At 65.2% G+C, this 21451-nt stretch carries 20 protein-coding genes; 6 read left to right on the forward strand and 14 right to left on the reverse strand.

The genetic code is table 11. The annotated features are described in order from the left end of the window. Positions 1–39: 39 nt before the first annotated feature. From ltrA to ACQPZ2_RS41590, 3 genes are all read right to left on the reverse strand, one after another. Positions 40–1284: a group II intron reverse transcriptase/maturase gene (gene ltrA, locus ACQPZ2_RS41580; RefSeq protein WP_433523351.1), complete on the reverse strand. Its 1245-nt coding sequence runs from the start codon at positions 1282–1284 to the stop codon at positions 40–42. 569 nt (positions 1285–1853) lie between these two features. Then, the gene (locus ACQPZ2_RS41585) at positions 1854–2162 is read right to left on the reverse strand and encodes a transposase (RefSeq protein WP_433523352.1); all 309 of its coding nucleotides are present in this window, start codon (positions 2160–2162) and stop codon (positions 1854–1856) included. 65 nt (positions 2163–2227) lie between these two features. Then, on the reverse strand, positions 2228–2512 hold the full coding sequence (locus ACQPZ2_RS41590; RefSeq protein WP_433523353.1) for a hypothetical protein: 285 nt from the start codon (positions 2510–2512) through the stop codon (positions 2228–2230). Positions 2513–2854: 342 nt separating this feature from the next. On the opposite strand from ACQPZ2_RS41590, the gene ACQPZ2_RS41595 reads away from it, so the two are divergent. Then, on the forward strand, positions 2855–3934 hold the full coding sequence (locus tag ACQPZ2_RS41595) for a helix-turn-helix domain-containing protein (protein ID WP_433523354.1): 1080 nt from the start codon (positions 2855–2857) through the stop codon (positions 3932–3934). Further along, positions 3931–4140 (forward strand): DUF397 domain-containing protein, encoded by a 210-nt coding sequence (locus ACQPZ2_RS41600; protein WP_329415316.1) that lies wholly within the window; start codon positions 3931–3933, stop codon positions 4138–4140. Before ACQPZ2_RS41595 ends, ACQPZ2_RS41600 begins: the two co-directional genes overlap by 4 nt. Before the next feature lie 222 nt (positions 4141–4362). On the opposite strand, the gene ACQPZ2_RS41605 is transcribed toward ACQPZ2_RS41600, so the two are convergent. The 4 genes from ACQPZ2_RS41605 to ACQPZ2_RS41620 form a co-directional block, all read right to left on the reverse strand. After that, positions 4363–4758, reverse strand: a complete 396-nt coding sequence (locus tag ACQPZ2_RS41605) for a sterol carrier family protein (protein WP_433523355.1) — start codon at positions 4756–4758, stop codon at positions 4363–4365. A 23-nt stretch (positions 4759–4781) separates the two neighbouring features. Next, on the reverse strand, positions 4782–5471 hold the full coding sequence (locus ACQPZ2_RS41610) for a hypothetical protein (RefSeq protein WP_433523356.1): 690 nt from the start codon (positions 5469–5471) through the stop codon (positions 4782–4784). 225 nt (positions 5472–5696) lie between these two features. Beyond that, on the reverse strand, positions 5697–6287 hold the full coding sequence (locus tag ACQPZ2_RS41615) for a lysostaphin resistance A-like protein (RefSeq protein WP_433523357.1): 591 nt from the start codon (positions 6285–6287) through the stop codon (positions 5697–5699). A gap of 47 nt (positions 6288–6334) precedes the next feature. Then, positions 6335–8086, reverse strand: coding sequence for an alpha/beta hydrolase (locus ACQPZ2_RS41620; protein ID WP_433523358.1), 1752 nt, complete (start codon positions 8084–8086; stop codon positions 6335–6337). Between the two features lie 419 nt (positions 8087–8505). On the opposite strand from ACQPZ2_RS41620, the gene ACQPZ2_RS41625 reads away from it, so the two are divergent. After that, positions 8506–8796 (forward strand): YiaA/YiaB family inner membrane protein, encoded by a 291-nt coding sequence (locus ACQPZ2_RS41625; protein WP_433523359.1) that lies wholly within the window; start codon positions 8506–8508, stop codon positions 8794–8796. A gap of 56 nt (positions 8797–8852) precedes the next feature. Here ACQPZ2_RS41625 and ACQPZ2_RS41630 read toward each other — a convergent pair whose 3' ends face one another. Both ACQPZ2_RS41630 and purL read right to left on the reverse strand, forming a co-directional pair. Next, positions 8853–10634 carry an alpha/beta hydrolase gene (locus tag ACQPZ2_RS41630; RefSeq protein WP_433523360.1) on the reverse strand — a complete coding sequence of 594 codons (1782 nt, stop codon included), beginning with the start codon at positions 10632–10634 and terminating at the stop codon, positions 8853–8855. 71 nt (positions 10635–10705) lie between these two features. Continuing rightward, entirely contained in the window at positions 10706–13000 is a 2295-nt protein-coding gene (gene purL, locus ACQPZ2_RS41635) for a phosphoribosylformylglycinamidine synthase subunit PurL (RefSeq protein WP_433523361.1), read from the reverse strand. Positions 13001–13177: 177 nt separating this feature from the next. Here purL and ACQPZ2_RS41640 point away from each other — a divergent pair, with 177 nt between their 5' ends. Further along, on the forward strand, positions 13178–14536 hold the full coding sequence (locus ACQPZ2_RS41640; RefSeq protein WP_433523362.1) for a glycosyltransferase 87 family protein: 1359 nt from the start codon (positions 13178–13180) through the stop codon (positions 14534–14536). A 236-nt stretch (positions 14537–14772) separates the two neighbouring features. Here ACQPZ2_RS41640 and ACQPZ2_RS41645 read toward each other — a convergent pair whose 3' ends face one another. Then, positions 14773–16071 (reverse strand): M18 family aminopeptidase, encoded by a 1299-nt coding sequence (locus ACQPZ2_RS41645; RefSeq protein ID WP_433523363.1) that lies wholly within the window; start codon positions 16069–16071, stop codon positions 14773–14775. A 415-nt stretch (positions 16072–16486) separates the two neighbouring features. Then, positions 16487–16912, reverse strand: coding sequence for a MarR family winged helix-turn-helix transcriptional regulator (locus ACQPZ2_RS41650; RefSeq protein WP_397055697.1), 426 nt, complete (start codon positions 16910–16912; stop codon positions 16487–16489). Between the two features lie 49 nt (positions 16913–16961). Between ACQPZ2_RS41650 and ACQPZ2_RS41655 the strand changes: the two genes are divergently transcribed. Further along, positions 16962–18038, forward strand: a complete 1077-nt coding sequence (locus ACQPZ2_RS41655) for a substrate-binding domain-containing protein (protein WP_433523364.1) — start codon at positions 16962–16964, stop codon at positions 18036–18038. A 206-nt stretch (positions 18039–18244) separates the two neighbouring features. On the opposite strand, the gene purQ is transcribed toward ACQPZ2_RS41655, so the two are convergent. Both purQ and purS read right to left on the reverse strand, forming a co-directional pair. After that, positions 18245–18922, reverse strand: a complete 678-nt coding sequence (purQ, locus tag ACQPZ2_RS41660) for a phosphoribosylformylglycinamidine synthase subunit PurQ (protein WP_063044491.1) — start codon at positions 18920–18922, stop codon at positions 18245–18247. 76 nt (positions 18923–18998) lie between these two features. Continuing rightward, positions 18999–19238, reverse strand: a complete 240-nt coding sequence (gene purS / locus ACQPZ2_RS41665; RefSeq protein WP_040686358.1) for a phosphoribosylformylglycinamidine synthase subunit PurS — start codon at positions 19236–19238, stop codon at positions 18999–19001. A 95-nt stretch (positions 19239–19333) separates the two neighbouring features. Between purS and ACQPZ2_RS41670 the strand changes: the two genes are divergently transcribed. Continuing rightward, a complete protein-coding gene (locus ACQPZ2_RS41670; RefSeq protein ID WP_063044492.1) occupies positions 19334–19978 on the forward strand; it encodes an MBL fold metallo-hydrolase in 645 nt (214 codons plus the stop codon). 90 nt (positions 19979–20068) lie between these two features. Here ACQPZ2_RS41670 and ACQPZ2_RS41675 read toward each other — a convergent pair whose 3' ends face one another. Further along, on the reverse strand, positions 20069–21433 hold the full coding sequence (locus ACQPZ2_RS41675) for a dipeptidase (protein ID WP_433523365.1): 1365 nt from the start codon (positions 21431–21433) through the stop codon (positions 20069–20071). Between the last annotated feature and the right edge of the window lie 18 nt (positions 21434–21451).

The raw sequence follows: 21451 nt of genomic DNA on the forward strand, positions 1-21451 counted from the left end.
TCACAGAACCGTGCGTAACAGTCGCCCGTTACACGGCTCCTACCATCCAGTCGTCATGAAACCACGAGTGTATTGCCACTGCGCGAACAGGCGGGGATAACGCTGCCCCAACTGTTTCCACCACACATGAGCTTTCCTGAACCCGTGTATCTTCCGATATTTCTTCCGAGCCCACCGCATCAGATAGGTGTTGATGCGTCTGCACAAGGCATACAACTCCGACCGATAGAACCGACCGTAGTATTGCAGCCATCCCCGCACGATGGGATTGATCCACCGCGCGAGGTCACCAAGGGTCCAACTATTTCTCAGATGCAGCTTCCAGGAGCGGACTTCCCGGTTGATCGCCTTCTCTGCCGCCTTGCTGATCGCGGGCAGGAACGACGAGAACTTTCGCCCGTGCCGGTCCTGCGCACCCCGTATCCGGAACTCGTAACCCAGGAACGTAAACGACGTGTGCTCGTGAGAGCCATTGCGCCGCTTCCCATCCCGGCAGTAGACGATCTTCGTCTTGTCCGGATGCAAGCTCAGCCCGACTTCGGTCAAGCGACGACCGATCTTGTCGCGCACCATTTGCGCCTGCTTCAAGCTGGTGCAGTGCACTACAGCGTCATCGACATACCGTTCGAATGTCAGGTGCGGGAATTCCCGCGCCATCCACGCATCGAACGCGTAATGCATGAAAAGGTTCGCAAGAACGGGTGAAACTGCCGACCCTTGCGGGGTTCCGCGGTCCCGTTGTTCTAGCGTCCCGTCCGGGCGCTGCAACGGCGCACAAAGCCATCGTTGCACATACAACACCACCCAATCCTGGTCGGTGTTAGCCCGAACCGCTTTGACCATCAGGTCGTGATCCACGGTGTCGAAAAATTTCGCGATATCAAGGTCGATTACCCAATCGGATTTCCAGCACCGCTGTCGGCACGTCGCGACCGCGTCCAACGCCGAGCGTTTCGGCCGGTAACCATACGAGCCAGGATGGAATTTAGGTTCCACCCGTTTCTCCAACTCCATGGCCACCACCGTCTGCGCGACCCGGTCCGCGACCGTCGGCACACCCAGCACCCGCACTCCGCCACCAGATTTGGGGATCTCCACCGCCCGAACAGGCGGCGGAAAATACGTGCCCGACGACATCCGATTCCAGATCTTGTAAAGATTGTTCTTCAGATCCGACTCGAACACCGCCAGCGACACTCCATCCACACCGGCAGCACCCTTGTTCGCCCTCACTCGGCGAAACGCTTCGTGCACAGCCCATTTCGAAATTTCGAATGACTTCACCGACAACCTCGGCTGACTCACCCGGCTCCTCCCAGCCTTCGCTGGTTGACCACCGAGCCAACCCGGACAGTCCGGCCCCTTCGCTCCACGCCCATTACAGCCGCTTCACCACTACTACGAGCCGGTCCGCCAGCGCACCCCGCATCGGTACTCGACGGCTTGCAGTTTCTGCTGCTTGCCGCACTCCCTCTCACCACCGCATTCACGGCGGAAATATCGGGGCACGCCTTCCCACGTTCCATGCGAAAGCCGCAGACCAGGATCACGCCGCCTTCATGCCGGACACCACCTGGCCAGAAATCGGGCCACCCGCCAGGCTCATCCCGGTTCCAAAAAGAAGCCCCGGTTTCGATGTCACTTGATTTGCATAACGACACGTCGTCAGCGGTTCACTTTCGTTCGTCTTCCTGATCCCCATCTGACACCTCGAACGGGTGCCTTTTCCTCATCGCTCACCACGACGGTCTTCAGCCAACGCAGCATGAGGTGATTTGAAGCCTCCCACCCGACGGGCGGCTCCGAAGGGCCACAACCCCTTCATCATTCGCACAGCATCACATTCGGTCGATTTACCTACCTCGCTCGGCCTCCCGTGTTCGTGGCACACCTTTTTTTGCGAAGGCGACCTGCATCTTCAACTCCGCGTTCTCCGCACGCAACCGCTCCAACTCGGCCCGTTCCGAGTCGGAAATCGGCTTATCCCCGGAACCACCCGAAGCCCCGGACTCCTTCGCCTTCTTCACCCATTTCCTCAACGTCATCTCGTGCACGCCGATATTGCGTGCCACCTCGGCCACCGGCCGACCCTCACCCAAGACGAACGCCACCGCCTGGGCCTTGTACTCCTCGGTGAAATTACGCCGCGTCGAACCCAACACCAAACTCCCGTACTACCGGGCGGTCTCGACCCCTGTGTCCACCGAACCGGGAACGGTCCAGTCCTTCAACTGGTGATGGCGACTTCCAGGATTCGATCGAAAACATTGGTTCCCTCGTCCTCGTCACCGTCCAGGATGGAGTCCAGCAGAGGCGCGTCGAGCAGACACATCGAGCCAATGGCGTTCTCGCGGGCACTGGCTAGGACTTCATAGATAATCGCAGCATAGATGCGGGCTTTGGGCACGGTGAGTTTCCGGGTGCCCGCCATCGCGGAGATTCGCTTGTCCACCGCGTCTATGACTTCGCGGATCACTGCCGCTTCGACCTGCGCCTGCTCTGCGATATCCATGATCAGAATCCGAAGCGGCTGCGTGGGTTGGTTCGAGGCTGCAGAAGTCCGTGGTGCACCAGGTAGAGCTTGGCCTGAAGCTTGGCCGCGCAAATGGTTGTCGGGCACTCCTTGTGGTCTTGCATGATCGTGTGAGCGTGTGTGCTGCTATCGATCTCGGTCGCGCGGTGATCGAGAAGGGGGTCCACCTCGGCACTTCCCTCGGTTCGGTTGGTGCACCTGGTGACGGGCCGCAGGGGGTCGGCCACTGGAGGAACCGGCGGTCGGTGCCGTTTCCCGGTGTCCCGCAGTACCCTTGAGCCGGGAGAGCGTCGGGGGTTCGTGCGGATTTCCGTTCACCAGATGCGCATTCAGGAAAACACCAGGTATCGCGGTTTCACAGCAAAAATGGACCGTCCAAGCAGATTGATCCGTTTGTCCAGCAAGGCATCCGAACACGATGCACAGCGTGATCCAGGCAACTCCGATTCGTACACCCATCAACCAGGCGCCATGCCATCCAAAGATTCGGGAGCAACGCTAATGACAGGCAAGAACCCGACCACAATCCCGCGCCGTCAGCTCGGACGCGAGCTGCGCGAGCTTCGGCATGGGGCAGGTCTGTCCATAGCCGACGCGGCACGCCTGATCGAGCGCGGGGCCGGAACGTTGCAGCGGCTGGAGAAGGGCGAGAGCCCCCGGATCCGCCAGCTCGACATCGAAGCCCTGTGCAAGATCTACAGCGCGACGAGCCGCATGAAGGCTCTCAAAGCCCTTGCCGCACAAGCGGACGAACGAACCAGACCCGTTGATGACTCGTGCTGGTGGCAGCGCTACGAAGACCTGATTCCAGAGGATTTCGGAACATATCTGAGCTTGGAGTCCGCAGCGGCCAAGGTGATCATGTATCAGGCGGACGTGGTTCCGGGGATCGTGCAGACAGCCGACTACGCGCGGGCACTGGACCGTTTGTTCTTCAAGTCCGACAGGCCGATGGAGCTGGAGCAGCGAATACAGGTACGGATGCAGCGGCAAGCCGCCCTCACGCGAGGGCTGTCTCCCGTGGAAGTGGATCTTCTTCTGGATGAGTCTGTCCTTCGGCGCATAGTGGGCGGGAAGAGAATCATGGCCGCACAGCTCCGCAAGCTGGCGGACACTCCGCCGAACGTCCGAGTTCGGATCATTCCGTTCTCGGCGGGCCTCCCACTTGGCATCGCAACCGGGCCATTCGTGATCCTGCACTTCCCAACCGACCTGAGCACCCAACGGCCGGTAGAGCCGACCACGGTCTACGCCGAGTCGTACGGTTCCCGGCTGTACTACGACAGTGCGGACATCGTGAATCGATACCTGGGGGCGCATGAGTCCATCAGCCGAGTAGCGTTGACCGAAGCGGATAGCAAACGCCTGCTGAGGCAGGTAGCGAAGGAGTTCGAGACGTGAGAAGCGTTGATCTGTCCGGGGCACGCTGGTTCAAGAGCAGTCGGAGCGGCGGGGGCGAAGCCTGTGTTGAGGTCGCACACCTCGACGGGGGCATGATCGGCGTACGCGACTCCAAAGACCGCTCAGGCCCCGCGCTGATCTTCACCCCAGCCGAATGGGACGCCTTCCTCGCCGGTGCCAACGATGGCGAGTTCGATCGGCCGTAGCCCTGCCATTGGAACCCCCGGAGAATTCGGGGGTTCCGTCGTTTCCTGCCTGTCCTTCGCTACGCGCCGCTGCGCCCTCTGTCCCCGGACGAACTCGCACCGAAGCCGCTCATCGGTGTGCCACTTCAGCATTCAAGTAGACCGCACCCCTTGTGGCGCTGTGAACGAAGGGCGAATCCCAAGGAGTCCGCGCGCGGACGGTGCGACCGGCCAGGACGATCGTCAGTCCGCGGTGGCACGCGTGATGGGCAGCCAGTGGGCCACTTCACCAGCTCGGCCGCCGGAAGCGCTGACCGCGCCCGATGCCACTGCCACGTCGAATTCGAGGAGGCCGGTGGCAAGCAAAAGCCAGGTGCGCGGGTCGGTTTCGACGACATTCGGTGGTGTGCCCCGGGTGTGCCGTGGGCCCTCGATGCACTGCACGGCCACGAAAGGTGGGACGCGGACCTCGACGGAATGGCCGGGTGCGGAAGCGGCGAGGGTTCGGACGGTGGTGCGGACCGCGGCCGCGAGTTCGGGCCGGGCGGGTGCTGACGTCGACTCGTCGCGCAGCCAAGCACTGACCGCCGCGACCGCCGTTCGTAGTTCCGCCGGATCAACCTTTGCTCGTCCTGCCACGATGCCGAGAATACTGAGGCCTATCAGCTGGTGGCGGACCAGACGGTCACCACTGCCGTATAGGCGTGGATGGCGTCGCTGAGCGAAAGTTCGGTAATGAAGGCGACCCGATTGGCCGCAGTCTCGACGCAGTAGCTGCTGTTCTTGGTGATAGGTAGGGATTCGACGCCCTGGGTGGTGATGAGGTCCGCGCACTGTTGCCGGGTCGGCTTGGTCGGATTGCTCCAGGACGCGATGGTGGGCTGCACGGTAAGGAAGTCGCCTCGCCGACCGTAGAGCGTGGCTTCGGAGAATTTCTTGGACGAAGAGTAGTTGTAGCTGGCCCACGTGCTGGCGCCGTTGTTCCCGGATACCACCTTGGGCGGGACGGAGTCCAGGTCGAGGTAGGTCAGGTTGACCGTGCCGGACCACCGAACGTCCTCCGACGAGGTCGATGTCGGGGAAGTCGCGGGCGCGGAGACAGTGGTCGGTCGGTCGGCGGGCTCGGTCCGGACCGGTGGTGGGGACTGTGCGGAGGAGTTTCCGTCCTGCTTGGCGTCGAAGAACTTGTCCGGTACGAGGATGATCAAGCCGACGATCAAACCGGGAATGACCGGTAAGAGTATCGCGCCGAGAACGGGGTGGCGACTGACCCAGCTGCGCCGCTCGGGAGGAGCTTCCTGCTGGGGTCGGCTCGAGTTCCGAGACTCCTCGTCGTGCTGGTCGTCCCCCATGATTTGCCTGGCCTCCTTTGCCGTGGCCGACGAAAACCTCGCGCCTGTGTGAGTGTGTCCCGAGCACTGAGTATCGCAGCCATGCTGGTAGAACACCCTTCAATTGTCAATGGCGGCAACGAGTTCGGTCGTCACGGACAGGTATGCACGTCCGGGCTCGTCGGCGCTGGGATAGGTGATCAGGCCACAAGCTGGAAGCCGCTACGTGACAGCGGTTGAAGCCGGTCAACTGCTCGGCGAAGCCGCCGCGGCGAGGCGCGGCGCCAGCGCGCCACCGGCGTTCAGGGCGAAGTGCAGCAGCGCGGGGGCGGTGGCACTATCGGTGCGGCGGCGCAGCGCGTCGAATACGAGGCCACCGGCCGCGGTCACGGCAATGGTTCCGGGAACGCCATCGCCCGCCGCGCGGGCGGGATGGATGTGCCAGAGGCCGAAGACGGCTGCTCCGATCAACGCACCGCCGCGTGGCCCGAAAAACTTGTCCAGCAGCGGGTTCAATGTTGCCCGGAAGATGAGTTCCTCGCTGTAGACCGTACCGATCGGGATATGTACCGCGACCCACTCACCGAGCGGGACATCCGGAGCCCGGTCGCTGAACCCACCCATACGACCGCGCAGCGCCGGAATGGCAACGGCCACACCATAACCAGCGGCTACCACGCCCGCCGAGGCGAGTCCGTAACCGAGCCCCCGCGCGGACAACCAGTTCGGTCGGCCGCGAAATGCCAGTGCGTAACCGGTCGCGAACCCGGCATTGGCAGCGGTGCGACCGCGTATATCCAGATTCAAGCGCGGCAACAGCCAATTGCTCCATGCCAACGGAACACCAACAGCGACAGCAGTTTTCGCAAAGCGCCCGATAATCGTCATTTGATCTCGCGCTCGTAGTCCTCGGCGGCCTCGATCTCGGCCCGGATCTTGTCGGACTGTTCAGCGGTCCAATCCGGCGGTGCCGCAACGGCGATCCAGCCGTCCAATACCAGACTGCCGTACCGGTGCCCGTGCCCGTCTGCGACGCCCTGCGCATTGGACAGATCACAGGTGACCTGCCAGAACGTGACGAACGGCCACCAGCGCATCTGCGATGACACATCGGAGCCGCGCGGTTCGGAGAGCCAATCCGGTTGGGAGAAGATCAGATCCGAGGACCACCACACGATCGGGTCGGAGGCGTGCTGCAGATAGGCGATGCGCGGGGCCCGCCATTCGGTGGTCGGTCGCGCGAGATCGGCACTGTCGGACGCGAATCGGACCACCAGGCCGTCGGCGTACACCGGTTCGACCTCGCGCGATCCGGGATCGCGTCGCGATACGAACTGCTCCCACAGTCGATTCGAATTCGGCGGCCCGACCCACAGCGCACCGTCGACCTTGGAGCGCAGATCGGCGAGTCCGTCGAAGGCCGCCTCCGAGCCCTGCGAGCCCAGGCTCTCGCCGTACACGAGCAGCTTCGGCCGCGCCCCCTCGGGCCGCGCCGACCAATGCTGGTAGACCGCGTCGAACAGCTGCCTACCCGCATCCGATGCCTTGCCGCGGTCCGCGAGGAAGGACAGCACGCTGGGCAGATACGAATACTGCGAGGCCACGATGGCGGAATCGCCGCCGTACATGTACTCGATTGCGCCGGCCGCCATGGAATTCACCCATCCGGTGCCGGTTGTGGTGACAACCACCAGCACGTTCCGGTCGAACGCGCCGGTGCGCTCCAGTTCGGAGACCGCGAGCTCGGCCCGCGCATCACCGCTCGGCGCCGACTCCAGCCCCACATACGCGCGGATCGGCTCGCGCGCGGGCTTACCGGTGATCGAGGTGATCCGGGCCGCGGAGGGACCGTGCGAGACGAACCAGCGGCCCTCGAATCCGAGCGAGTCCCATTTCGCCAGTGAGGCCGGACTGCCCGACCGCTCGGGCTGCACCGGTTGGACCGCATTCGGCGAAGTGTGATCGTTCTGCACGCTGAATGCGGAGTTGGCCACCGCGAAGAAGGCGCGCGAGGCGACGCCGTTGAACAGCGTGACGGTCAGCACCACCAGAACCAGGAATCCGGCCGATGGCGCCAGCTCGCGCGGCACCCGCACCCAGCGGTTGAGCTGGCGAGCCAGGAAACGAATGATCTCGCGCAGCGTCCGATACACCGCGACCACCCCGGTCCCCACCGCGATACTGAGCAATCCCGTGCGCAGATACGCGGGGGTCGTGGTGCCCTCCATACCCATCAGCGCGGTGATCCCACGCTGCCAGCGGGCCGACTGCACCAGCATGAACGCTGCCGTGACGGCGGCGGTCAACAGGATCGCCGATTTCACCGCATAGCGCACCCAAGTCGGCGGCGGTGCGATCCGGTCGCGCAGCAGCTTGGCCAGCCGCGGCCGGATCCAAAGCCGGAACAGCCACTCCAACAGGCAGCCGAGCCCGTAGCCGAGCGCGGCATTGATGCCGCTGATCAGGCCCTGGAACAGCCAGTCGCGCGGTACCAGCGACGGCGTCACCGAGAGTGCGAAGAAGATCGTCGCGAAGACCAGCCCGACATAGTTCAGATCGATGATGTCCTCGGCACGGCGCACCACCACGACGCCGCGCGCACGCAGCTTCGTCAGGGTGGTCGTGGTTTCGAGCATCGGTCAGCGCGACGGCGCGATGCCCGGGTTGTCGGTGGGATCGGGCACGGGCGGCGACGTCAACGGGTCCGTAGCGATCATCACTCGAACAGTATGCTGTATCTGATTGCAGCGCCTTCGGCGCTGCATGTTCGCGGCCCCCTTCTGTCTCGCGTCCGAGCCGTCGAGACTCGCGCCTGCGGCGCATGCGCTTCGACGACTCGGACGCGAGACGGGCCGCGAACGTCGCTCGTACGACTCGCTCCGTGGTGGCCGGGTTTGGTCGGATTCCGATTGATTGACGTATTGCCCTGCGGCACAGTACTTCCTGATTGGCGAAACCAAGTGTCTTCCCACGTGGATGTGAACGACAACTACCAACCCCGCTCGAGTAGTTTTACGCGGTTGGGTGCCACCATCATTCAGCAGACTCGGTATCCATGAGTAATCCCAACGCCCGGCCGAAAACCTCTTCGGCCTTCCTCGCGCAAGCCGCGATCGCGTTCGGCGTCAGCTTCTTCGGGACCGGCGTCGGCATCTTCTACCTGCCACTCGATATCGCACAGCGCGGCTTCCTCGGCATGTCCGTGCTGTTCCTGGTGTCGAGCGCGTTCACCCTGGCGAAGGTCGTTCGCGACCAACAGGAAACGGCGAGCATCAGCCGCCGCTTGGACGAGGCGCGGATGGAAAAGCTGATGGCCGAGCACGATCCGTTCAAATCCGTCGCCTGATGGCGCATACCTGGGCGAGTCCGGCAACGAGGGGTCCGGGCCCGCCCGGGTGTGCTTTATTTCAGCTGGTGCTCACGGGCCGAGGAGATGGCCAGATACTCCCGGATCCGATCCGCTAGCTCGGCCGACCAATCCGGCGGCTGCGCGATCGCCGCCCACGCATCCAGAACCAGATTTCCGTAGTTGTGCCCGTGTCCGTCACTGACGCTCTGCGCTCTGGGCAGATCCGCGGCGACCTGCCAGAACGTGACGATCGGATACCACGCCATCCGCGAGGACACATCGGGACCGCGCGGTTCGCGCAGCCAATCCGGTTCACTGAATAGCAGATCCGGCGACCACCAGACCACCGGATCGGAGGCGTGCTGCAGATAGGCGATGCGGGGTGGCAGCCAGTTGTCCCCAGGCTTCCACAGGTCGGCGCGGCTATCGGAGAAGCGCACCACCAGTCCGTCGGCGTAGGTCGGCAGGATCTCCGGTGTGCCCGGATCGCGGCGGGCGGTGAATTCACTCCACAGCCGGTTGGAATTCGGCGGTCCGACCCACAGCACGCCGTCGGTCTTCGATCGGATATCGGCCAGGCCGGTGAAAGCACCTTCGGAACCCTGGGATCCCAGACTCTCGCCGTAGACGAGCAGCTTGGGCCGCGCATCCTTCGGCCGGGCCGACCAATGCTCGTAGACCTTGTCGAAGACCAGCTTTCCCATCTGGGTGGCCTTGTCCTTATCGGACAGGAACGACAGCACACTCGGCAGATAGGAGTACTGGGTCGCGGCAATCGCGGTGTCGCCGTCGTACATCAGCTCGATGGATTCGGCGCTGGACGAATCGACCCAGCCGGTGCCCGTCGTCGTGACGACGACCAGCACCTTGCGCTCGAATGCCTTGGTGCGCTCCAACTCCGCCGCGACCAATTCGGCCTGCGCCTCCGGTCCGTCGGCCGATTCCAATCCGGCGTAGACCCGAATCGGTTCGCGCGCGGGCTTTCCGGTGACCTCGCTGATATCGCCCGCACTCGGCACGTACGAGACGAACCAGCGGCCCTCGGAACCGAGCGTGTCCCAAGCCGCCAGCGAATTCGGACTGCCGGAGCGCTCCGGCAGCTGCGGCTGTACGGCATTCGGCGAGGTGTTGCCATTGCGCACGCTGAAGGCCGAATTCGCCACGTCGAAAAAGACTTTGGTGAGCACGCCATTGAACAGCAGCACCATCGCGACCACCACGATGAGCACTCCGGTCGGCACGGCCAATTGGCGCGGAAAATGGGCACGCCTGATCAGCTCGAATGCGATCGAACGAACGAGCCGCCGCAGTATCCGGAACACCGCGATGACGATCGCGCCGACCAGCGCACTCATACCGCCGGTGCGCAGGAACCCGGAGGTCGTGATGGGTTCCATGCCCATGAGCGCCGTGATTTCGCGCTGCCAGCGGGCCGATTCGACCAGCAGGAAAACAGCGACGCCGAGACAGGCGAGCACAATCGTGGTCTTGACCGCACCGGACAGCCATTTCGGCCGCTTCGCCCACACCCGCGTGACCGCAGGCGGCAATTGAGCGGCCTTGCGGCGCAACGGTTTCCGCAACCACTTGCGGTAAATCCATTCGAACAGACAGCCGACGCCGTAGCCGATGACCGCATTGATCCCGCTGACCAGCCCCTCGAACAGCCAATCCCGTGGCAGCAGCGAGGGTGTCAGCGACCAGCCGAGGAACACCGTGGCCACGATGAGGCCGAGGTAATTCGGGTGGAAGAAACGCTCGACGGCGCCGACGATCTTGCCGACGCACCCGCGGCGCGAGCTCAGGCCCCGGAGGCGGTAGCGGAGCGTGACCACGGAGGGGACAGCGAACGCCGCAAATCGAGCCCTGCGTAGGACTGCCGAGACTTCACCAGCCTCCGGCGCGCTCAAACGGCACTGGCCCCGAACAGCTTCGGCAGCGTGCCCTCGTGCGCCTCGCGCAGGTCGTCCAGGGTGATCGAGAACTGGCCCTGCACCTCGACGGAATCCGAGCCCTGGTCGACCACACCGATGCGCACCCACGGCAATTCGCGCGCGGTGCACATCTTGGTGAAGCGGGTCTCCTCCGAGCGCGGCACCGCGACGAGCACCCGGCCCGCCGATTCGGAGAACAGCTGCACGAACGGATCCGAACCCTCGGGAAGCAGAATGCGGCAACCGGTTTCGCCGGCCAGCGCGGCCTCGACCACGGTCTGGATCAGGCCGCCCTCGGAAAGGTCGTGCGCCGCACTGATCATGCCGTCGCGCGAACCCGAGGTCAGCACCTCGGCGAGCAGCTGCTCGCGGGCGAAGTCGACCTTGGGCGGCACGCCGCCGAGATGGTCGTGCGCGACCTGCGACCAGATCGAGCCGCCGAATTCGTCAGCGGTCTCGCCGAGCAGGATCAGCGTCTCGCCCGGCTCCAGGCCGAGTCCGGTCGGGATGCGCCGGTGCACATCGTCGATGACGCCGAGCACGCCGACCACCGGGGTCGGCAGAATGGCGTCCTGACCGGTCTGGTTGTAGAAGCTGACATTGCCGCCGGTGACCGGAATGCCGAGGGCCACACAGCCGTCGGCGAGACCGCGCACCGCCTGCTGGAACTGCCACATGACGCCCGGGTCCTCCGGAGAACCGAAGTTGAGGCAGTTGGTGACGGCCTTCGGCGTCGCGCCGGTGGTGGCCACATTGCGGTAGGCCTCGGCCAGTGCGAGCTGCGCGCCGGTGTAGGGGTCGAGCTTGGTGTAGCGGCCGGACGCGTCGGTGGCCAGCGCGATGCCGCGGCCGGTCTCCTCGTCGATCCGGATGACACCCGCGTCGGCGTGTTCGGCGAGCACGGTATTGCCGCGGACGTAGCGGTCGTACTGCTCGGTGATCCACCGGCGGCTGCACAGCTGCGGGCTGGCGACCATCTGCAATACGGTGGCGCGCAGTTCCTCCGCGGTCTTCGGCCGGGGCAGTGTGTCCGGGGTGTCGGCGATGAGCGCGTCCTGGAAATCCGGTCGCTGGACCGGGCGCTCGTACACCGGGCCCTGATGTGCGACGGTGCGCGGCGGCACATCGACAACGGTCTCGCCGTGCCAGCTGATCACCAGCCGGTCGCCCTCGGTGACCTCACCGATGACCGTGGCCAGCACATCCCACTTGTGACAGACGGCCATGAACGCGTCCACGTTCTCCGGCGTGACCACCGCGCACATGCGCTCCTGCGATTCGCTGGAGAGCACCTCGGCCGGGGTCATCCCCTTGGCGCGCAGCGGCACCCTGGTCAGGTCGATATGCATGCCGCCATCGCCCGCGGCCGCGAGTTCGGAAGTGGCACAGGACAATCCGGCGCCGCCGAGGTCCTGGATGCCGACCACCAGCTTGGCCGCGTACAGCTCGAGACAGCACTCGATGAGCACCTTCTCGGCGAACGGGTCACCGACCTGGACGCTGGGCAGTTTCTTGCGGCCGGTGCCGGACTCGTCACCGGAGAAGGTGTCCGAGGCCAGCACCGAAACGCCGCCGATGCCGTCGAGGCCGGTGCGCGCGCCGAACAGAATGATCTTGTTGCCCGCGCCGGAGGCGAAGGCAAGATGCAGATCCTCGACCCGCATGACACCGGCGCACAGCGCGTTGACCAGTGGATTGCCTTGGTAGGAGGCATCGAAAACGGTCTCGCCGCCGACATTCGGCAGGCCGAGCGAGTTGCCGTAGCCGCCGACACCGCGCACCACACCGTCGACCACGCGCCGGGTATCGGCCGCGTCCGCCGCACCGAAGCGCAGCTGGTCCATCACCGCGATCGGCCGCGCGCCCATGGCCATGATGTCGCGCACGATGCCGCCGACACCGGTGGCCGCACCCTGATACGGCTCTACATAGGAGGGATGGTTGTGGCTCTCCACCTTGAAGGTGACCGCCCAGCCCTCGCCGATATCGACGACGCCCGCGTTCTCACCGATGCCCGCGAGCATCGCGGACTTCATCTCGTCGGTGGTGGTCTCGCCGAAGTAGCGCAGATGCACCTTCGAGGACTTGTAGGAGCAGTGCTCGCTCCACATCACCGAATACATCGCCAATTCGGCGTCGGTCGGCCGACGGCCGAGGATTTCCTTGATCCGCGCGTACTCGTCGTCTTTGAGACCGAGCTCCTTGTACGGCTGCGGGGCGTCGGGAGTTGCTGCGGCTGCGCTGACGGTGTCGACCTGCGGAGTCACGGAGTACCAGGGTCCTTTCGGGCCGGAGCGCGAAGCTGGGGATTCGCCATGAAGTTTAGCCGTGGCCCTCGATGGGCAGCCGCTCGCATCGACCGGTCGTCCGGATCGCCGGTTTTCGGGCCCGGATGCCTCGGGTCGGCACACATCGCGCGAGCTCGCAACCGCTACGCTTTGGCCGTGAACGATCGATCGGGGGTTGCGGATCCGGCCGAGCAGCCCGTCACCACGCAGAACACTCGGCTCGAACTCGACTCGGATGTCTCGCCGCGATTCTCTTTGTCGAACCCGCAGGTGCGCTGGCTGTTGATCGCTGTCGCGATGTTCGCCGTGTCGGCCATCGTCTCGCTGGTAGTGCACTGGTGGAACGGGTACATCGATCTCCAGGTCTATCGCAACGGTGCGCGCGTCTGGCTCGACGACGGCGAGTTGTACGGACCGATGCCCCCGGTCGAGGGGATCGGACTGCCGTTCACCTATCCCCCGCTGGCCGCCCTGTTCTTCGCACCGCTCGCGCTGATGCCGCTACCGCTGGCCGAGGTGCTGGTGACCGCCACCTCGGTGCTCAGCCTCGGCATCACACTCTGGCTGGTGCTCGCGCGGCTGCGCCCGAGCCTCGAGCGGCGGACCATGCTGGCGCTGGTCATCGGTATCGTCGCGGTGGCACAGACGTCCGAACCGATCCGGGCGACCTTCGGCTTCGGCCAGATCAATCTGGTGCTGATGGCCGCGGTCGCCATGGATTGCCTTGTCCGCAAACCGTTCTGGCCGCGCGGCATGCTCATCGGCATCGCGGTCTCGGTGAAATTGATTCCGGCCGGATATCTGCTGTACTTCCTGCTGCGCCGGGATTGGAAGGCGGCGGGCACGCTGATCGTCTCCGCGATCGTCGCGGTCGGACTCGGATTCCTGCTGTTCCCGAGCGATTCGGCCGAATACTGGTTCCACACCCTGGCCGATACCGGCCGCATCGGCCCGCCGTACTTCGCGGGCAATCAGTCGATCAAGGGCATGGCCTTCCGCCTCGGCGTCTCCGATTCCCTGGCCACCCTGATCTGGATCACCCTGTCGCTCATCGCGATTGCCCTCGCCGCGGTGTGGATGCGCCGCCTGCTCGAAGCGGGGCAGCAGGTCGCCGCACTGATGGTGAACGCCGCCGCGGTACTGCTGGTGTCCCCGGTTTCCTGGTCGCACCACTGGGTTTGGATCGCCCCCGCCATCCTGGTCGCCGCCGACGCCATCGCCCGCGGCACCCGCAATCGCTGGTTCATCGGCTCCGTCGCCGCATTCACCGTCCTGTTCATGATCGGCCCCCAGTGGCTCCTGCCGCATTCGAAAGACCTGGAACTCGGCTGGGCCTGGTGGCAACAGCTCATCGGCAGCAGTTACGTCCTCGCGACTCTTGCGGTGTTCGTGGTCGCCGTCGTCACCTACCACCCGGCGAGAAGCACGGTGCCTGAGAGGCCAGCGCCGCAGCCTGATCAGCGATCGACCGCCCCGGCCAGCGCGGTGCCCGAGAAGGCCAGCGACGCAGCCTGATCGGCAATCACCGTCACTGCCGCACGGACGCCCGGCAGCCCGTTCCACCGGTATGCACCCCTTGTGAGCCTGCTGCCGATTTATTGTTGGCACCGGACCTGCCCGCCGATCAATGGCGCACACCTCGACGCATAGGACTCGATCACAGAGTGTCGCAGCATGAGCCCGCATCGGGCTCACCAGCCGATGCGGCGAGCTCATCGGCAAAGCGCGAAACCGCAGGTCTCCGATGCGGCCTACCGGTCGAGCGGTACGGGAGTCAGGAAAGCGGCTAGTGCGGCGGCGTAGGCCGGAACGTCTTCGGCGCCCATCATTTCGCGGGCGGAGTGCATTGCCAGCTGGGGTGCGCCGACGTCGACGGTTGGCATGCCGGTGCGGGCGGCGGTCATCGGGCCGATGGTGGAGCCGCAGGGGAGATCGGCGCGGTGCACATAGCGTTGCAGGGGGACCTCGGCCTGTGCGCAGGCCAGGGCGAACGCGCCCGCACCTGCGGCGTCGGTGGCATAGCGGAGATTCTGGTTGACCTTGAGCACCGGGCCGCCATTGACATCGATGCGGTGTGCGGGCTCGTGCCGTTCCGGGTAATTGGGATGGGTCGCGTGCGCCATATCGCCGGAGGCGCAGACGGATCCGGCCAGGGCGGCCAGGTATTCGGCGCGGCCGCCGCCGCGTGCGAGCACGATGCGCTCCAGCACCGTCGGCAGCAGATCGGACTGCGCGCCGCGATCGGACTGACTGCCGACCTCCTCGTGATCGAACATCGCCAAAACCGGAATTGCCGCACCGGGTTCCGCGATCGCCGCGAGGAAGGCGTTCAATCCGGCGTAGCAGGTGCCCTGGTTGTCCAGGCGGGGCGCGCTCACCAGATCGCGATCTCGGCCCACCAACCGGCTCGGTGCCAGATCGTGGGTCATCAGCTCCCAGCCGAGCACTGCCTGCGGATCGACCTCGACATATTCGGCGACGAAATCCAGGAACGAGCGCGGCTGCGCACCCAGACCCCAGATCGCATTGACGTGTCGCTGCGGATCAAGCGTGACACCCCGGCGGTCCTCCGAAAGGTGGATGGCCAACTGCGGCACCCGAAGAATCGGTTCATCGATGCGAACCAGCTGGTCGCGCACCGCATTTCCGTCGCGCACGCTGAGCCGTCCGGAGATGCCGAGTTCCCGGTCCAGCCATGAATTCAGCCAGGCGCCGCCGTAGGGCTCCAACCCGACCAGCTGCCAGCCCACCGCGGCCAGATCCGGATACTGCTTCACCCGCAGATTCGGACTGTCGGTATGCGCACCGACCACCCGGAACGGGGTCGCACCGGCGGAATCGGCCGTCGCCCATGCGACCAGCGAACCGCCACGCATGACGTAATGGCGGCTCGGCCCATCCGATGGCCACGGCGCCGACTCCGCGAGCGGGGTGAAGCCGTGGGCGTCCAGTTCCCGAGCGACCGTCCGGCACACGTGGAACGGCGACGGTGAATCATCGATGAAGGCGCACAGTCCGGCGGCCGTGGCAGCGGTAGTGGAAACGGGCATGCCTGCGATCCTATGCAGACCTCGCGCAGACCTCAGGATCCGTCTCGATCGGATCCCGCAGGTGCCCCTGCGCCTCGCAGCGGATCGTTTATCCGGGCTCGAAAGAGACCCGAGCGGGCAGTCCACTATCCCGCGTGCACCGGGCGCATGGCCGACACCCCGGTGCAACCACTCGTACGGACCGAAGTGATCGCGGTCGAAGCGCCCCTCGTTGCGGTGCAGGCCCGGTTTCGTCGCCGGGAATGACCGCGGCGGCGCGTGCAACTCGGTCTCGTCGTACGCCTCGAATATTGCGGCAGCGTAATGAGGGCTATTCGGAACATAACTCAATGAATGGTGAATTGCGCACTCGCACCAGCGCAACCAAAATTCATAGGACTAATTCATCCGATGACTGAGGATGTACCGATTTGAACTACTCTGCGGAAACGAGTTCGAGCAAACGCATCAGCTCGGCATAACGCCGCGCACCGATACGCGAACGCAACTCCTGCTCCGCACGCTCCTCCTCGGCGCGCACCGCGTCGACCAGATCCGAACCGAGCCTGCTCAGGCCGATCAGGATGCGGCGGCGGTCGTCCTCGGCGGCCACCCGGAAGATCAGGCCGCGTTCGGCGAGCGCGTCGGCGTGCCTGGTCGCCGAGGACGGCGGTAGCTGTGACCTGGCCGCTAGCTCACTCATGGTGACCCCGAACTCGGTGGACAGATTCGACAGCATCGACCATTGATCGGCTGTCAGTTGCCTGGCGCACAGGGCGGCGTCGAGGTGATCCAGCCAACGCCGTTCCGCGGCACGCAGCGCACCATGCAGCGTGGAATATCCGCTTACAATGGTCGTCATTATTTCCTGCCTGCCATGAATTTCGCTCGAACGAGAAGAAGAGTACCGAATGTCAGCGTTCGGCGAGAGCCCAGACGGCACGATCGAGATCCTGAACATAGTCCCGATGCAGGGACCGGGCGGTATCGTAGCGGCGTCGTGCGATGCGGCGATTTCCCTCGCGGTCGACGAAATCAATGCTGGGACCGGTTTTCTCGGCCGCGAAATTCGTACTACGAATATCGATGGCGGCCGGAATCCGCGCGAGGTCGCCGATGAGGTTTCCGCGCTGCTCGCCACCGGAATGGTGCACGCGATCACCGGCTGGCACACCTCGGCGGTGCGATTGGCCGTCGCGCGGGCCAATGCCAGTCGAGTGCCCTATCTTTTCGCCACCGGACACGAGGGCCTCACCAATGAGCTACCAGGGGTGCTGATGCTCGGAGAGCATCCGGCGGGGCAGACCCTGCCCGCCGTGCACTGGCTCGAGCGCGAACACGGTGTGCGCCGCTGGGCGATCATCGGCAACGACTACATCTGGCCGCGCGAATCGGCCAAGGCGGTGCGCCGCAGTCTGGCCGATTCGAGTGCCATCGTGCTGGAGCGATTCGTACCGCTCGGCGCACCGGACTTCGGTGAATTCCTCCGCGATCCCGCATTGGACCAAGCCGATGCCGTCATCATCCTGATGGTCGGCGCGGATGTCTCCCGCTTCAACCAGCAGTTCGCCGCCACCGGACGCGCCGACACGCTGCTGCGCGTCAGCCCGGCCGCGGACGAGAACGTCCTGCTGACCGGCGGCCCCGACGCCAACAACAACTTCTACGTGGCATCGAGCTTCTTCGTGGACCCGGACACCGACGACGGCCGCGACCGATTGGCTCGCTACCGCCGCCTACACGGCACCTTCGCACCCGCACTGACCAGCTTCAGCAATATGAGCTACGAGGCGATCCACACCCTGCGCGCGATCGGCGAGACGGTCGGATCACTGGCCGTTCCCGACGTGCACGCGACCCTCGATCAGGGCGTACAACTCGAAACACCCGGCGGTTCCAGATCTTTCATCGGAAACCAGGCGCAGCAGCACGGCTACATCGCGCTGGCCGACGGCGTCGATTTCGACATCATCGCCCGGATCACTTGAGGTGACTTACCCGCCACGGCGACCACCACGGAGCGAGTCTTACGAGCGACCGTTCGCGGCCCGTCTCGCGTCCGAGTGGCCGAAGCGCATGCGACGAAGTCGCGAGTCTCGGCCGCGCCGCTAGCGACTGCTTGCAGGTCGCTCGAAAGGGTCGGCCGCGAGACACCAAGGGGCCGCGAACACGCCGCGCCGGAGGCGCGGCCAGACTACACAGCGACCAGGGTGTCGAGTACCGAGAGGAACAGGCCGAGGCCGTCGTCGCTCGGGCCGGTCAGCGGCTCGGTGGCGTGTTCGGGATGTGGCATCAGGCCGACGATCCGGCCATCGGCCGAGGAAATGCCCGCGATATCGCGCTGGGAGCCGTTCGGATTGTCGCCCGCGTAACGGAAGACCACCCGGCCCTCGCCCTCGAGTTCATCGAGCACGCTCTCCGACGCCTGGTAGCGACCCTCGGCGTTCTTGACCGGGATGAGGATCTGGGCGCCGGGCTCGAAGCGCGAGGTCCAAGCGGTGTTCGCGGTCTCGACGCGCAGCCATTCGTCACGGCAGACGAAGTGCAGACCCTCGTTGCGGGTCAGCGCACCGGGCAGCAGACCCGCCTCGCACAGCACCTGGAAACCGTTGCAGATGCCCAGGATCGGCAGACCCTTACCCGCGGCCTTGACGACCTCACCCATCACCGGGGCGAACCGGGCGATGGCACCTGCACGCAGGTAGTCACCGTAGGAGAAGCCGCCGGGCACGACCACCGCGTCGACCTGCTTCAGATCGGCATCGGCATGCCACAGGCTGACCGCCTCGGCGCCCGCCAGTTTCACCGCCCGAGCCGCGTCGACATCGTCGAGCGTGCCCGGAAAAGTAATGACCCCGATCCGGGCGGTCATGACTGCGCCTCGCTGGCGCTCGGCTCCGTCATGCCCGCCAGGGCGGCTGTGTTTTTGATTCGCTCGCTGCGCTCGCTCATGCCGAGACCCGCACGACCTTCCAGTCCTCGATCACGGTGTTGGCGAGCAGCGCCTCGGCGATCTGTTCGAGCTCCGCGTCGCTGACACTGTCGTCGACATCGAGTTCGAATCGCTTGCCCTGCCGCACATCCGACACTCCGGCGAATCCCAGGCGCGGGAGCGCGCCGGCGATGGCCTGACCCTGCGGATCCAGGATCTCGGCCTTCGGCATCACCTCGACCACGACTCGTGCCACGCGTTGCTCCTCAGGTGGTGTTGGGGTTACCTGAGCAGCGTAGTTGTCCAGCTTGTCCGAGCTACGGTCGGGGTCGAGTCAAATAGCATGGCCCCATGCGCATAGCCCACTTCGGCCACTCCTGCATCCTCGTCGAATTGCACGGCAAGAAGGTGCTGTTCGATCCGGGCACCTTCTCGCACGGCTTCGAGGGCATTACCGGCCTGGACGCCATCGCCGTCACCCACCAGCATCCCGACCATATCGATCCGAGCCGAATCGAGGCGCTGCTCGACAACAACCCGAACGCGCGCCTGTTCAGTGATCCACAGACCGCACAGCAGCGCGGCGAGCCGTGGGAGCCGGTGCACGCGGGCAATGTGATCACCCTCGGCGATCTCCAGATCACCGGAGGCGGCGGCAGGCACGCCGTGATCCATCCCGAGATCCCGGTGATCGACAACACCGTCTTCCAACTCGGCACCCCGGACGACCCTGCCCAACTCGTGCACCCCGGCGACTCGCTCTGGGTGCCACCGGTACCGGTCGGTGTCCTCGCGATACCAGCATCCGCACCGTGGATGCGCATCAGCGAGGCCGTCGACTACCTGCGCGCGGTCGCCCCGCGCACTGCCTTCCCCATCCACTTCGGCATCATCCAACCCGAAGCCCAAGGCATCTACTTCGGCCGCCTAGCCGAAATGGGCCCCACCACCACAGAATTCACCGTCATCCCTCCTGAGGCCCAGCGCGACCTCTAACTCTTGGACTGCTGATCACCATGTATCACTGGCGGCAAATGTCGACAGGGTCCGCCACGGATGCATGGTGATCGGGTGTCCAACGCCCACTCAGCGGACCTGTTCGGCGTAGGCGGTGAGGAAGAGTGCCTCGGCGAGGGCCATGTGTTCGATTTCGGAGGGGTCGACGCTTTCGTTGGGGGCGTGGATCAGGCATTTGGGCTCTTCGACGCCAAGCAGCATGATCTCGGCGTGCGGGTAGGTGTCGGCGAAGACGTTGCACAGCGGGATCGAGCCGCCCTGGCCCTGAGTGGTGGTCGGGCGGCCGTATGAGGCGGTGAGTGCGGCTTCCATCGCAGTGCGGGCGGGACCGCCGCTGGCCGATCGGAACGGTGCGCCGGTCGACTCGGTTTCCACGGAGAGTTTTGCGCGCCACGGTGTGTGCGCACGCAGGTGCGCGGTCAGCAGTTCCAACGCGTGGTCGGGATCGGTGCCCGGCGGAATGCGCAGGTTGAGCCGGGCTCGTGCGGCGGGCTGGATGGCCGCCGCCGAGCCGACCACCTTCGGCGCGTCGATGCCGAGCACCGTCAAAGCCGGTCGCGCCCAGAGCATATCGGCGACGGTGCCGTCACCGATGAGTTCGACGCCGCCGAGTACGCCTGCGTCCGTACGGAATTGGTCCTCCGAGTACTGCACACCGGTCCAGCGCTGATAATTGGGCAGTCCGGCCACCGTGGTGTTGCCGTGCTCGTCGCGCAGGGAGGCGAGCAGGTAGACGAGCGCGGCGAGCGCATCGGGGGCGGGACCACCGAACATACCGGAATGCATTGGCCCGGCCAGGGTTTCGATGGTGACGACAACGTTCACACTGCCGCGCAGGGTCTCGGTCAAGGTCGGCACCCCGATCGCGAAATTGCCGCAGTCGCCGATCAGAATCGCATCCGCGCGCAGAAGATCCGGGTTGGCTTCGACGAATTGTTCGAGTCCGCCGGTGCCCTGCTCCTCGGACCCCTCCGCGACCAGCGTCACCCCGAGCGGCAGTTCCGCGCCGAGGGCCCGCAGCGCGGTCAGGTGCATCACGATATTGCCCTTGCAGTCCGCACTGCCGCGCCCGTACCAGCGGCCGTCCTTCTCGGTCAGCTCCCAGACCGGGGTGCGCCAGGCATCGTCGTCGAGCGGCGGCTGCACGTCGTAGTGGCAGTAGAGCAATACCGTCGGCGCACCGTTCGGCGCGGGACGGGAGGCGATGACGGCCTTACTGCCATCGGGAGTTTCGTGCAGACCCACCTTGGTGAGGCCCGCCCCGGCGAATGCGTCGGCCACCCACTGCGCGGTCCGGTCGCATTCCTCCAGCGGGAACTGTCGGGGATCGGCCACCGACTTGAACGAAACCAGTTGGGTGAGATCGGTTTTCGCCTGCGGCATCAGCGCGGCCACCCGCTGGCGCAGCGCCGCGATGCGGGAGTCGTCGATCATCTGCGAAACCTCATTTCA

The sequence above is a fragment of the Nocardia pseudovaccinii genome (assembly GCF_050942345.1).
GTDB classification, from domain to species: Bacteria; Actinomycetota; Actinomycetes; order Mycobacteriales; family Mycobacteriaceae; genus Nocardia; species Nocardia pseudovaccinii.

Bases quoted from the DNA above. Each gene is read 5' to 3' on its own strand.
- ACQPZ2_RS41590 (WP_433523353.1), bottom strand. From the start codon at position 2,512: ATGGATATCGCAGAGCAGGCGCAGGTCGAAGCGGCAGTGATCCGCGAA.
- ACQPZ2_RS41595 (WP_433523354.1), top strand. From the start codon at position 2,855: ATGCGCATTCAGGAAAACACCAGGTATCGCGGTTTCACAGCAAAAATG.
- ACQPZ2_RS41610 (WP_433523356.1), bottom strand. From the start codon at position 5,471: ATGGGGGACGACCAGCACGACGAGGAGTCTCGGAACTCGAGCCGACCC.
- ACQPZ2_RS41620 (WP_433523358.1), bottom strand. From the start codon at position 8,086: ATGCTCGAAACCACGACCACCCTGACGAAGCTGCGTGCGCGCGGCGTC.
- ACQPZ2_RS41625 (WP_433523359.1), top strand. From the start codon at position 8,506: ATGAGTAATCCCAACGCCCGGCCGAAAACCTCTTCGGCCTTCCTCGCG.
- ACQPZ2_RS41645 (WP_433523363.1), bottom strand. From the start codon at position 16,071: ATGCCCGTTTCCACTACCGCTGCCACGGCCGCCGGACTGTGCGCCTTC.
- ACQPZ2_RS41650 (WP_397055697.1), bottom strand. From the start codon at position 16,912: ATGACGACCATTGTAAGCGGATATTCCACGCTGCATGGTGCGCTGCGT.
- ACQPZ2_RS41655 (WP_433523364.1), top strand. From the start codon at position 16,962: ATGTCAGCGTTCGGCGAGAGCCCAGACGGCACGATCGAGATCCTGAAC.
- purQ (WP_063044491.1), bottom strand. From the start codon at position 18,922: ATGACCGCCCGGATCGGGGTCATTACTTTTCCGGGCACGCTCGACGAT.
- ACQPZ2_RS41670 (WP_063044492.1), top strand. From the start codon at position 19,334: ATGCGCATAGCCCACTTCGGCCACTCCTGCATCCTCGTCGAATTGCAC.
- ACQPZ2_RS41675 (WP_433523365.1), bottom strand. From the start codon at position 21,433: ATGATCGACGACTCCCGCATCGCGGCGCTGCGCCAGCGGGTGGCCGCG.